The sequence below is a fragment of the Armatimonadota bacterium genome (assembly GCA_013314775.1).
GTDB lineage: Bacteria > Armatimonadota > Zipacnadia > Zipacnadales > JABUFB01 > JABUFB01.
Map to the genome: position 1 here is coordinate 346,147 of JABUFB010000010.1, position 12,715 is coordinate 358,861.

9 protein-coding genes are annotated in these 12,715 nt (G+C 64.5%); 4 read left to right on the forward strand and 5 right to left on the reverse strand.

Going from position 1 to position 12,715, the window contains the following annotated elements:
* Positions 1-116: 116 nt before the first annotated feature.
* Genes HPY44_14215 through HPY44_14230 form a run of 4 tightly spaced genes read right to left on the reverse strand, consistent with a single transcriptional unit; the run spans position 117 to position 4,331 of the window.
* A complete protein-coding gene (locus tag HPY44_14215) occupies positions 117-1,427 on the reverse strand; it encodes a DUF58 domain-containing protein (GenBank protein ID NSW57164.1) in 1,311 nt (436 codons plus the stop codon).
* 3 nt (positions 1,428-1,430) lie between these two features.
* Positions 1,431-2,402, reverse strand: coding sequence for a MoxR family ATPase (locus HPY44_14220; protein NSW57165.1), 972 nt, complete (start codon positions 2,400-2,402; stop codon positions 1,431-1,433).
* Positions 2,392-3,633, reverse strand: coding sequence for a DUF4350 domain-containing protein (locus HPY44_14225; protein NSW57166.1), 1,242 nt, complete (start codon positions 3,631-3,633; stop codon positions 2,392-2,394). The genes HPY44_14220 and HPY44_14225 overlap by 11 nt, the downstream gene beginning before the upstream one ends.
* Positions 3,630-4,331 carry a DUF4129 domain-containing protein gene (locus HPY44_14230; protein NSW57167.1) on the reverse strand — a complete coding sequence of 234 codons (702 nt, stop codon included), beginning with the start codon at positions 4,329-4,331 and terminating at the stop codon, positions 3,630-3,632. The genes HPY44_14225 and HPY44_14230 overlap by 4 nt, the downstream gene beginning before the upstream one ends.
* Before the next feature lie 172 nt (positions 4,332-4,503).
* On the opposite strand from HPY44_14230, the gene HPY44_14235 reads away from it, so the two are divergent.
* From HPY44_14235 to HPY44_14250, 4 genes are all read left to right on the forward strand, one after another.
* Positions 4,504-5,478: a hypothetical protein gene (locus HPY44_14235; GenBank protein ID NSW57168.1), complete on the forward strand. Its 975-nt coding sequence runs from the start codon at positions 4,504-4,506 to the stop codon at positions 5,476-5,478.
* Between the two features lie 74 nt (positions 5,479-5,552).
* The gene (locus HPY44_14240; protein ID NSW57169.1) at positions 5,553-6,545 is read left to right on the forward strand and encodes an aldo/keto reductase; all 993 of its coding nucleotides are present in this window, start codon (positions 5,553-5,555) and stop codon (positions 6,543-6,545) included.
* Positions 6,542-7,894: a deoxyribodipyrimidine photo-lyase gene (phrB, locus tag HPY44_14245; GenBank protein ID NSW57170.1), complete on the forward strand. Its 1,353-nt coding sequence runs from the start codon at positions 6,542-6,544 to the stop codon at positions 7,892-7,894. Before HPY44_14240 ends, phrB begins: the two co-directional genes overlap by 4 nt.
* Before the next feature lie 41 nt (positions 7,895-7,935).
* Positions 7,936-9,381: an FAD-dependent oxidoreductase gene (locus HPY44_14250; GenBank protein NSW57171.1), complete on the forward strand. Its 1,446-nt coding sequence runs from the start codon at positions 7,936-7,938 to the stop codon at positions 9,379-9,381.
* A gap of 67 nt (positions 9,382-9,448) precedes the next feature.
* Here HPY44_14250 and HPY44_14255 read toward each other — a convergent pair whose 3' ends face one another.
* The gene (locus tag HPY44_14255) at positions 9,449-12,670 is read right to left on the reverse strand and encodes a hypothetical protein (GenBank protein ID NSW57172.1); all 3,222 of its coding nucleotides are present in this window, start codon (positions 12,668-12,670) and stop codon (positions 9,449-9,451) included.
* Positions 12,671-12,715: the final 45 nt, after the last annotated feature.

Here is a 12,715-nt window from a genome sequence, read left to right on the forward strand (position 1 = left end):
TGGTCTGCGCGGGTCGTTTGCCTTGTGTCGCGTGGGGCGGGCGTCCCGACGCCGGCTGCACACCTGGGCGACTGGCATCTGAGGCCGCGAACCCTCAGGCCGGTCCCCGGTGCGATCTATAACATCCCCCGCGCCTTGAGCTGCAGGTACTGGTTCACCGTCGCGACCGTAAAGTTCCCCGCCGGCGCATCTACTACCAGTGCCCCGCGCGCCCGGAGCGTTGCCAACGCTGCATCTCGCCGGGCGAGCACATCCGCTGCGACAGCCCGCTCATACGCGGCGTTCACATCGCCCGGGATGCCTCGCCCTACTGCCTCCAGATCGGGATCGCGCAGTGTCACTAGCAGCGGCAAGTGGCGCGGGCGAAGCGCGCCAGCATGCGCTATCAGTGAACGCGAGCAGTCCTCGTCCACGAGGTCCGAGAACAGCACCACCAGCGCGCGTTTACGGCAGCGGTGGGCCAGCGCCGCGAAAGCCCGGTCGTAGTCCGGCTCCTCGAGAGCGGGCTGGACGGCGTACAACTGATCGATTATCCGCCCGACCTGCGCCGCGCCGCGACCCGCGGGCACGAAGGCTTTCGGGGTGCGCCCGAAGGCCAGCATCCCCACACAATCACCCGTGTGTGAGGCCACATGGGCGAGCATCAGCGCCGCGTTCACGGCGTGGTCGAGCTTCGTAAGCCCCCCGACTTCCGCCGTCATCATGCGCCCGGCGTCCAGCATGAGCATGAGCGTCTGGCTGCGCTCTATGTCATAAAGGCGCACGATGGGACGGTTCCGTCGCGCCGTGGCCTTCCAGTCGATGCTCCCGTATTCGTCATCCGGGATGTACTCCCGGAGGCTCTCGAACTCGGCGCCTTGCCCCTGAATGCGGAGGGGCCGGAAACCAGCCTGCTGCAAACGGTCGGCGCGTGCGAGGGCCTCATAGCGGTCCACCTGCACCAGGTTCGGATAGACCCTGGTTGGGGCCGCAAGGGGCACGGTCTTGTGCCAGGCGCAGAGGCCCAACCTGCCCGTGCCGCGCAGGTGGACATCTCCAAACGTGAAGTCACCGCGGCGCGTGGGCAGGAGCGGATACCGGATTTCGCCCTGCTCAAAGGGTGCTAGCCGGACTGTGCGCTCACGGCCGATCTGCCGGAAGAGCTCCGGCGGGTCGTCCTTGACTATCAGTCGCCATGACCGTGGGGTCCTGTTGCGCACGCGAATTCCGACCTGGGTCTCCACCCCTAACGACAGGCGCTCGGGGACGAGACGCTCCAGCTCGACCCGGCATGCGCCCCGTGCCCAGAGGGCGTCCAGCATCGCCAGCATCGCGATCAGGCCGAGCCACGCCCAACCGACAGCGCCGGCAGCCGGAACGTAAGCCCCGGCCAGTTGCAGCGCCACAGCGGGCAGCATCAGCAGCAGCCCGAGCACGGTGAGTCGCATGGTCTATCTCGGCACCTCAACTGCGGCCAGCACGTTGCGGATCACGTCGTCCGCCCCGATGCCCTCAATTTCCGCCTCCGGCCGCAGGATGACCCGGTGGCGCAGGACCGGCAGGGCAATGTCCTTCACATCATCGGGGGTCACAAAAGCCCGTCCGCGCAGGGCTGCTAGAGACTTGGCCGCTTGCAGGAGCATCACCCCTGCCCGCGGGCTGCACCCCAGCACCAGGTTCGGGTGAATACGTGTAGCCCGAACGATCTCCCCCACGTAATGCAGGAGCTCCGGTTCGGCAGTGAGCTCCTGAATCTCCCGTCGCACAGCCCCCAATTCATCTGCGCTGGTCACCACCGTAACGCCGGCCTCGTCCAGCCGGTCGGCGTCGAAGCCATCATTGTACCGGGCGAGGAGCTCATCCTCCGCCTGGGGCTCCAGGTACGGAACCAGTATCTTCAGCATGAAGCGATCCAGTTGGGCCTCCGGCAGTGGATATGTACCCTCGTACTCCACCGGGTTCTGAGTGGCAAAAACGGTGAAGTCTGCGGGAAGCGGGCGGCGCTCTCCATCCACCGTCACCTGACGCTCCTGCATGGCCTCGAGGAGCGCAGACTGGGTCTTCGCCGGCGCGCGGTTGATCTCATCCGCCAGGAGAACAGTGGTGAACACCGGCCCTGGCTGGAAGTGAAAGGTGCGGGTTGCGAGTTCGAAGACGCTGGTGCCCAGAATGTCAGAGGGCATGAGATCCGGCGTCATCTGCGCGCGTTTGAACTCCATCCCAAGGCTGACTGCAAGCGTCTTCACCAGCAGCGTTTTTGCGGTGCCCGGTACGCCTTCCAGCAGCACGTGTCCCCGAGCGAGAATCGCCACAAGAAGCTGCTGAATCACGGTCTCATTGCCGATCACCGCCTTGCGTACGGACTCGATGATTCGTCCGGCAAGGTCGGCAGCCCGTCGAGGTGCAGCGCTCTCAAAGGTCATGGGGCGTAAGCTCCTGCTCGAAGCGGGAGATTTGGCGGACCAGGCGCAGCAAGTCCGCGTCATGCAGGTGACTGCCGGGCTCCAGCGCTGCGCGGCATTCGCGCAGCAGCGTCTCCAGCTCGTCTGGGTCGATCGCCGGGCGCCTGCGCGCAACTGCCCGGACCAGGGCATCGGGTTCGAGTGTCGGCGACACGGCGCACGCAATCGCCAGGCGCGACTGAAAATGGCTGAATGCCATCTCCAGCGCGGCCCTGGGCCGCCCCGCGCGCTGGTAGACGGTGGCGAAGGCGCGCACATACTCCACCGCAGAACGCCGGGGAGGCAGAGGCGACGGAACGATGCCGCCGAACCGAATCACCCGCCCTGCGATAAAAGCCGCCAAGATCAGGATCAGCGTCCAGACTGCCCGATCGGGGGCCGACCTGTCCAGCTTCTTGCTCGCCGCCGCGGGAGCGCGCTCCCGGTGGCCCTCATCGAAGAACACCCGGTCTCCGGGTCCGCCGAAGGAGAGGTTCGCCGCGAGCACGACATTGTCCGCTTCTCCGATGGAAGCGTTGGCGAGCATGTCTGCGTCACACAAGACCACAAGTTCGCCCTGGCCGATCGATCCCACCGCAAGGACCGGGCTGCCCGGCTTGCCCACCAGGCGCCACAGGCTCGGGACCTCCTCCAGCCGCTGCTGAGTTCCGCCCTGCGCAGGCCGCAGAGAGTCGTCCTGCAATCGCCAGCCACGCGGCAGGTGAAGCTGGTCCACGTCCCTGCAGAAAGGATCGGTGGGCTGGACATGGACGCGCTCGGGAATGGGCGCACCCGACTGTGCGGCACTCCAGCCAAGAGCGGCCAGAAGGGAGCGGTCCGGCCCCGCATTGGGGAGGGTTGCCCCTCGGACCGAGTCCGCCGGATCGGGGGCGATGATGGCCCGGTTCCCCCGCGCAACCCACGCCAGCATCCCCCGGATTTCGTCCCTGTTGATCTCCTCCTGGGGGTCGAACACCCAGAGCACGCCGCGCTCATTGCCAAGCTCGCCGAAGGGCTTGCTCCAGTCGGATGTCTTTAGTCCCGCGCGCCCGAGAAGCTCCCGCAGGGCCTTGACGCCCCACTCATTGGTGCGGTGACTGGCGTGATCGGCGTTCAGGTCCTGTCTGGGCGTACGGGATGACATGTAGGTGGCCGTGAGCGAAAAACAAAGCACGGCGACAACAACAACGACGAGAACGGTGAAGCGGTTCATCCGAGCTCCACCGCCAATTCCCAGACCCGGTCCAGCTTCGCAGCGCACTCCTCAAAGCGGTCACCATCCAGCGGCACGCCGCCATACCAGACAACATCGAGTTCGCGGGCAAGCTCCTGAAGTTCGCTCCGGATCGTAGGATGGTCCCCGAGAGCCGCCACGTACTCCCAGTTCGTGCTGGCCGGGTCGTATCGCAATGCCCCGGCCCGGTCCAGTTGCCGCACAACCGCTTCGAACAGCAGATGGACCGCCTCGTGCAGCCTGCCGGCGCTCGCGAGTCTCCGGGCCTGTTCCCTGAGCTGTGCCGGATCTGCGGAACGACCTCTTGGCGCTGGAGCGCGGGTTACAACGCCTTCGCGAAAGGCATTGCGGATGGTGATCAGGATGTGCGCCAGCAGCAGGGCCAAGGCGACGATCAATAGAGCCACAATCCCCCAGTAAAGCCCCGGCCAGGCCTCCTTCAGCGCGAAGACCTCGTCTCCCCACCAGCTCCGCAGGAGCTCATCGATCCATTCCAGCAGCTTCTGGATCAGCGGCACGCCCCGCCGGTATTCGGGCTGCGCCAGGATCGCCTCGATCTCCCGGTGCAGCCATTCAGCCGCCGGGCGGGAACCAGCCGCTACGCACAGGGCGCAGATGAGAAGCACCAGGATGGGAGGGCGTGTCAGAGACATGGCGTTGGCCGGGACCTCGGTCATCTGTGAAGGGCACCCGCGGCAGGCGCGACGTGAGAGACTCCCTGTGCGGGTGGCTATTCGCGCAGCGCTCCTTTTAGTCCTGCATTGCTCGACGCAGGAAGGTGTTCGGGCCCCGAAGTCGAATATGCTCGCGAACGCAGCGTGTGTATCACAGGATCGAAGGAGTTCAAAGATGCGCTACATCATGCTCTGCATCACCGTCTTCGCTGTCTTGCTGGGGGGCCATGCTGTCTGGGCGCTCAGCGAAAACGATCAGGCCGGAATGGACAAGTTGCTCGCCGACACGGTGACCTCGCTCACCACCGGCGAACCGGCGCTGTGGAACCTTTTCAGCAGCCAGGGGTCGGCGGCCATCATCGGCACCGCCGACAGTTTCACCGCCGCGTCCCGCTCCAAACTCAAGAGCAACGCCGACCTTGCGGCCGCATTCAGGCTACCCGAGGGCACGAAAATCGCTTCGGCCAACCTCTCCCGTTTGGGGGAGTTCGTTGCTGGGCGACTGAAGCTCACCTTCGAAACCACGCCGCCGCCACCGCCGCCTGTGGTTGAGCCGCCCTCGCTGGGCGACGTCTGGGACGCTTTCATGCCGCCGCAGATGTCCCGGTTCGTCGTGCGCGAAGCACCCGCGGCTTGCGAACCCGAGCCTCCGGCCCCGATCGTTCAGACCTGGGATGTCTGCGTCTCGGCCGTCCAGGATGGTCCGCAGCGATCCTTCAGGTACGTCTCTCTCACCATCACCCCGGAAGCCAAGACCACCGATCAGGCCGCCGTCGGTGCAGTGGTTGATACGCTGCGTTCGTGGGAACGCTCCATGCTCCAGGGCGACGTAACCGAACTGGCACAGGGGCTGTACTCCGACCCCTTTGTGGTTGGCGCATACACTCCCGACGGCCAGGCGTGGTTCTTCACCTACCCCGAATATCTCACGACCATGCTCGCGACCGCCCTGTCCATGGGCTCTGCGGAACGGTCCGCCATGCTGGACCTGGACACCGTGGTTAGCGGACCCGTGGCGTCCACCATCGGAAAGTGGAGCGTTGACATCCCCATGTTCGGCCACATGACCATGGGAATGACGGGCAGCTTCGTGAATGAGGATGGCCGCTGGCTAATGGTCTCTCTCTGCGGAGGCCTGCTGGAGGACTGAAGAGACCACGCGGTTACCGAGACTGACTTGGTCTGCCCGCGCGCTGCCACGGGTGCGGGCTCAGGAGGGATTCCATGATCTACCGGCAACTGGGCAACAGTGACATCCAGGTTCCGGCCATCACTTTCGGCGCGTGGGCAATCGGCGGCTGGTGGTGGGGCCCGACAGACGACCAGGAGGCCATCGCCGCGATCCAGGCCGGCATCGACGCCGGGATCACATGCATCGATACCGCGCCCATGTATGGTTTCGGGCACAGCGAGGAAGTCGTGGGCCAAGCCATCAAGGGCCGCCGTGATCAGGTGATCGTCGCCACAAAATGCGGGCTCATCTGGGACCGCGTGGAGGGCGAGTACTTCTTCGAAGCCGAGGACGAGCGCGGCCAGCACCCGGTCTACCGGTGCCTGAAGAAGCGCAGTATCCTTGCCGAATGTGACCGTAGCCTGCAACGGCTGGGCGTGGACGTGATAGACCTGTACCAGTGCCACTGGCCGGACCCGACTACGCCTATCGAGGAGACCATGGAAGCGCTCCTCGAACTGCGCGACGCCGGCAAGATCCGGGCGATCGGGGTGAGCAACTTCACCGAAGAGATGATCGAGGAATGTCTGGAGTACGGGCCGGTCCACAGCAACCAGCCCAAGTTCAGCCTCATCTCCCGAGAGCATCTGGACGGCGTGATCCGCTTCGCCCACAGCAAAGGCATCGCCAGCATCGTCTACAGCCCCCTTGAGCAAGGGCTGCTCACGGGCAAGGTCACCATGGACCGAAAGTTCGCGCCCGGTGATTACCGAGCCGAACAGCCATGGTTCCGGCCTGCCAACCGCAGGCGCGTATTGGACGTGCTGGAGGAAGTGGTCCAGCCCATCGCTGATGCCCACAATGCGACCCTGGGCCAGGTCGCCATCGCCTGGACAATTCACGCGCCGGGGATCACCAGCGCGCTTGTCGGCGCCCGCAATGCAAAGCAAGTGGCCGAGAACGCGGCAGCAGCGGACATCCAGCTTACGCCTGAAGAGCAGCTGTCTATCTTCGCCGCTTTTGACAGGCTGGACGAGCCGGAATGATCCAGCCGGCGCGCATCCGCATCCTGAGGGACCTGCCGATCCGTCCGGGCCGGTTCGTGCTCTACTGGATGCAGGCCTCGCAGCGTGCCCATTGCAATCATGCGCTGGAACACACCATCGACCTCGCGAATGAGGCGTCTGTACCGGTGGTGGTTCTGTTCGGTCTCACCGGGGGATACCCCGAGGCAAATGCGCGTCACTACGCCTTCATGCTGCAGGGCCTGGCGGAGCTGCATCGAGACCTGAAAGAGAGGGGCATCCCCTTCGTTCTCCGCACCGCGTCGCCCGAGATCGCCGCCTGCGAACTGGCGGAGGATGCCTGTGCGCTGGTCACGGACCGCGGCTACACGCGCATCCAGAAGCAGTGGAGACAGCACGTCGCAGAGAACGCCCCCTGCCGGGCGATCCAGGTCGAGACGGACGTGGTCGTGCCGGTCGAGGAGGTATCAGGCAAAGAGGAATATGCGGCCCGCACAATCCGGCCGAAGATCCACCGCCTGTTGCCGGAGTATCTCGTGCCGCTGAAGCAGCGCAAGCTCCGGAAGAAATGGGCGGATGCTGACTTGAGTTCGGAGGATTTGGCCGACCCGGAAAAGCTTCTCGCACGCCTGGACATTGACCGCTCCGTTCCCCCGGTGAGCGCTTTTCGAGGGGGGTATTCGCAAGCCAGGAAGCTTCTTCGCGAGTTCATCGACCACAAACTCGACCACTACGATGAGCGGAGCAATGACCCGTCACTGGACTTCACCTCCCACCTGAGCCCCTATCTGCATTTCGGGCAGATTTCTCCGCTCGAGGTCGCCCTTGCAGTAGCAGAAGCGCCCGGGCCAAATGAGGAAGCTTTTCTGGAGCAACTCATCGTGCGCCGCGAGCTTTCCATGAACTTCGTCCACTACAACCCGGCATACGACACCTACGACTGCCTGCCGGACTGGGCGAAGGCGACGCTCGCGGAGCACGAGAAAGATCCGAGGCCCTACGTTTACTCGGAAGATGAACTCGAGCAGGCGCAGACCCATGACCCATACTGGAACGCGGCGCAGCTGGAGATGGTCCGTGCGGGCAAGATGCACAACTACATGCGCATGTACTGGGGCAAGAAGATTCTCGAATGGTCGCCCACGCCGCGAGCGGCCTTCGAGACCGCATTGCGCTTGAATAACCGGTACGAATTGGACGGGCGTGACCCGAACGGTTTCACCGGGGTGGCGTGGTGCTTCGGGAAACATGATCGGCCCTGGCAGGAACGGCCGGTATTCGGGAGAGTGCGGTACATGAACGCCGCCGGTCTCGAGCGCAAGTTCAGAATGGACGCTTACGTGGCGAAAGTCGCGGGTCTGGCTCAGTAGCGCAAGGCGCCGCGCAGCCCGGCTCCACGGAGGAATCGTTTGTGTCAGAACGCATTGCCGCGCAACTCGTATCGGGCAGCGTCTCCGAGCCTGCACGTTCGCTCCCGGTCCGGGATGAGTATGACGTCATCGTTGCCGGCGGAGGGTTGGCGGGAGTCTCAGCTGCAGTTGCGTCAGCGCGCGCCGGGGCAAAGACGGTGCTTCTCGAACGCAACGGGTTCCCCGGCGGCGTCGCAACCGCGGGCATGTGCTGCTCAGTGTTCAACTGCTACTACACCGCCGGACATGAGCTTGTGGTGAAGGGAAACTCACTGGAGTTCGTGGACCGTCTGGCCCAGGCCCACGGCCCGGGTTCTCGCTGGCATCGCCACAAGGGGCATATCATCTACGACGTGGAGACCGCGAAAGTGGTCCTCACTGACCTCGTAGAGGAAGCCGGCGCTCACGTGCTTTTCGAGGCCCCGGTGGTCGGGGCGGTCATGGACGAGAACCGCCTGCGCGGAGTGGTGATCGAGACCAACTCCGGGCGCGAATCGCTTCTCGCGAAGACCGTGGTGGACTGCACCGGCAACAGCGACGTCGCCTGGCATTCCGGCGCACCGGTGCGCGAGATCGGCGACGGTATCCACGGGCTGGAGACCCTTGTCTTCCGTGTGGGCGGCGTCGACGTGGACCGCTTCGTGGAGTACTTCGTAGACCACCCGGACGAGTACCCGCCTTACATGGACGTGGACTGGACCTTCGAGGAGGCGCTGGCGCAGTACCGTGACACCGGCACATTCCTCTTCCCGCACGGTGGCGGCGAACTCTTCAGCATTGTCCAAGACGGCATCGCATCGGGCGCCTACCCGACCAGGGTCGGCGTGCATGACCACATCGACGCCCTGCAGATCCACGCCATCCGCGACCTCGGCGTGGCCCACCTCATAACCGGGTTCAGCCGGATCGAAAAACTGGACGTGGGCAGAATTACCCGGGCGATGATCGACGGCCGCAAGATGGCTTTTCAGGTGACCGAGTTCTTCCGGGGGCATGTTCCCGGGTTCGAGAGGGCGTATGTCAGCGCCACGGGGGATGACCTGGGGATTCGCGTGAGCCGCTGGATCGACGGGGAGTTCCAGTTCGCGCCGGAGATGAAGGCCAACGCCACGCGGTTCGAAGATTCCGTCGGCCGCGGGGTGGTTGAGAGCGATTTCGTGAAGAACCCCGCGCCAGGAGCGTGGGGAGTCCAGGCCATGGAAGACTCCACCTTCGACATCCCGTATCGCTGCATGCTGCCGCGCGACGTGGACGGACTGATTATGGGCGCAGGACGCAGCGTCAGCGCGGTGAACCCGTGGACCTTGCGGGTCATGGCGCTAACCATGGTCATCGGCCAGGGGGCGGGGGTTGCGGCGGCGGTCTGCGCGGACAGAGACACGGTCCCGCGTGATGTAGACATCACCGAGGTGCAATCCGTTCTCCGTCACCAGGGAGCTGAAGTGTAGGATCGGAAGCAAGCGCCAGCAGGCGCCTCACATGCGGCCACGGATCGCGGTGCCAGTCCCCCGACTCCTATGACTCCAACGGCGCGCCCATCACGTCGAAGGTCACGCCGCCGCGATGGCGTTCGCCTGCGAAGACGCCCTTCTTCAGCTTTGTGGTCCGTTCGGTCTGCCGCGTGGCCACGAGGCGTCTGCAGCGGACCGTATCCATGCCCCAGGATGCATCTCCCGGCACGCCGGAGTTCAGCTCAACGCGCAACTCATCGGTGTCCACCTGCACGCGGACCTGGAATCGCACCTCGCGCCAGTTCTGGTCCAGCTTGACGCTCTGTCGCAGGCCCATCAGCTCGTTCGCCCCGTGGAAGACTCGCATGCTCAGGGCGCCCTCGCGGAAGCCCTCCATCCGGGCGCTCACTGAGATGTCGATGAGATTGCCTGCATCAATGCCCGGGAAGGGCCCAAGAACCAGGGGCTCCGGATCAACTCCAAACCGGCCTTCTTCGGAGTACACCAAAGGCTCCACATCCACATGTGCGTGGAAGGGGTTCGCGTAGACCAGCCCGTCCCACTTGCCCTCCGGGGTGACGCTCTTGAGCAAGCCCGTGCGGTCCTCGCCGGTGCCGATCGAGACGATCTCCAACCCGTTCCAGGCACGCACGGCACCAGTACCACCGGTGACACCGGGTCTCGGCCTGTCATCCTCAGCGACGAGTCGTCTGAGCGCATCGCGCAGCGCGGCATTGTAGCCCTGGTCGTGTCCCTCGGGCCAGACCATGCAGTGGATGAACTGGACGCCGTTGTCACGCATGTACTGAAGCTGCCGGTAGGCCGCGTCCACGTCGGGGGTGAGGGACTGGTACTCGCCGACCACCATGTTGTCGAAGCCTGAACTGTGGGGGCCCTGAACCGCGTTGAACTCCTGGGTGTACCAGACGCCGTAGCGCGTGAAGCCGAAGCCCACGCCTGCGTTGAGGTTCCAGTCAATGGGCGTCACTCTCTGCGCGGGCCGGCTGAAGGCCGTGAGGCTGCTGATGGCATAGTGGTCGGGGATCTGGTGGCACTTGATGGTTTCGGCGGGGAAACCTGCCAGGAGCGCTTCTCGGTACGTCCCTGCGATGATGCGGTAGATGCAGTAGTTCATGAACCGCATCCACACCATGTAGTACGGGTTCTCCACGGAATATGCATCCCAGTGACCCCGGCCGATATTGCGCGGAGCGTCGAACCGGTCCGAGGTGAATTCGGTGCCGAAGGTTCGGTTGATGCCACCAAGACCGCCGTACAGGTCTGACAGGTAGCGATAGAAAGCCCGGATCATATTGGGATTGTAGTCGCCGTGGGTGGCCTGGCTCTCGGCGTTGATCTCCATCTCATGGTTGGGCTCTACGGCCACGAAATGCTCGGGATTGGCGCGGAACGCTTCAACGAGTTCGCCCAGGAACGCCCGCAGGGGCAGGTCATACAGGCACTCGATGGGCTTCACTCCGGGCGCATAGGTGCCCGATACGAAGCTCTTGGTCTCGCCGAATTCGCCGTAGGTGCCGGCCACGTTCTCACGGTCCACCAGGGTATACGCAGGCAGGCCGGTCTCGTCGTCTGTCGCGGCCATCCACTTGCCGGCCTGCCCGTAGAACCAGCGGTGGGTGAAGCACGGCTCCCAGCACGCAGGCAGGTCGGCGTCGTACCGACCGACGCGGCCGCGCACCCACTTCATGTAGTCTTCATTGGCCCAGAATGCCGGGTCGGTACGCTGGAAGTCCGGGTTCCGCGCGGCGGAAGTCGCGAAGTCGGTGCGCAGGTGAGCGAACTCGCTGCGCTTCACATACTTCCCCTCGGGAACTTCATCGAACAGCCCGCCGGTGGTAAACCAGAAGAGATTCTCCCGCACACCCACGTTGATCTGTTCCACCTCTCCGGGGCCTTTGATGCGCAGGATATGAGACAGTTCACTCTCCTGCAGCGTGGCCGCCAGCCCCCCGTCCGCGGCGCGATGAATACCGGTGCAATTGGCAGGCAGATCGGCCTCCATTCTCGCCAGATCGCCCGACCGGAGATCGAGCAGGTAATAGCCGCTGTCTCCCCGGGAGTAGATGATGAGCTTGCACCCAGGCCTCTCCGGGCCGTCAGCACCGATGAACAGGTCGTCGTCGGGCTTGCGAGGAAACGGCACTACTCGCGTGCGCGCGAGCAACCCCTCCTGCCCCCAAAGGTCAACGGAAACGGTCTCGTCGTTCGTGTGATAGGCAGTGGCAAGCTCCCAGCCCGGTTTGTCGGGAAGAAAATCCCCACCGGCGATGCGCACGCCCCTGCCTTCAGGCACCGGCAGGCTCATCGATGCCAGCTGGTTGCCCCAGCGGGTGAAAATGCCTGCGGGCACTGCGCCCCCAGACCGGAAAGATGCTGCCCCGATATTCCAGTCGCCATCTGCAGTCTTGAGCGCAACCACCTGCACGCCACCTCGGACCCATTCGGAGAAGGCCAGGAATTGCACCTCGCAGATACCCCGCGGGTTCAGCACGCGGATCACCGAGTGGTTCTCCGGCGAAGGCCCCTCCCCCACCACGATCCAGGGACGCGGGACCTCTTCGCTGGTCTGCACGCCGTCGTACTCGCGCAACTGGCTTGCGAGGTCCAGTTCCCGCCCCACCACGGAGATCGCCGTGGTGTTCAGGCCCGACGTGAACCGCTGCGTGCCCGCGATCACGTCCTCCCACGGCTTGATGCTCGCGGGCCTGATGAGACGCGCTTCGATCTGCTGCTGCAGGGCTTCCAGCTTCTCCCGGGCCTCGCGCTGTCGGGCCTCTTCCGCCGCGATTTCAGCCCGCGTCGGCTCCCGCAGGCGCAGGTTGCGGATGGTGAGCAGGCGCCCGTCCTCGTCGCCCAGGTCCAAGCGGAAATCCAGCACCCTGGCGTCCCACTCGCCGGGCTTCTGGGCCTTGATGTCGATGGCGACCTCCTGCCACTGGTCCGACGCAGGGAGCGGACCGAAGCTGGCGATGGCGTACTGGTTGAATGGATTGCCAAAGTAGATCTGGAAGCTCGAGGACCCACGGGGCGCGAGGCAGTCGAAGGCGAGGACATGGATCTTTTCGTGATCGAAGGGGGCGACGCGCTCCAGCACCACATAAGGGTCGCCGCCGGTGGACCGCATTTCCCAGGTTTCCTGGCCCAACGGCTTGACCGTCATGGCATGCATGATGGCGGTGGGGATCAAGGGCACGGACGGCGCTTCATCGGCGGCGACGCAAGTGAATGCAAGACACAGCAGGCCGAAGGTGAGAAGGGCGTCCATGAACGCGGACCTCCCATGGATCGTCAAGTAAACTGGGCACATTTT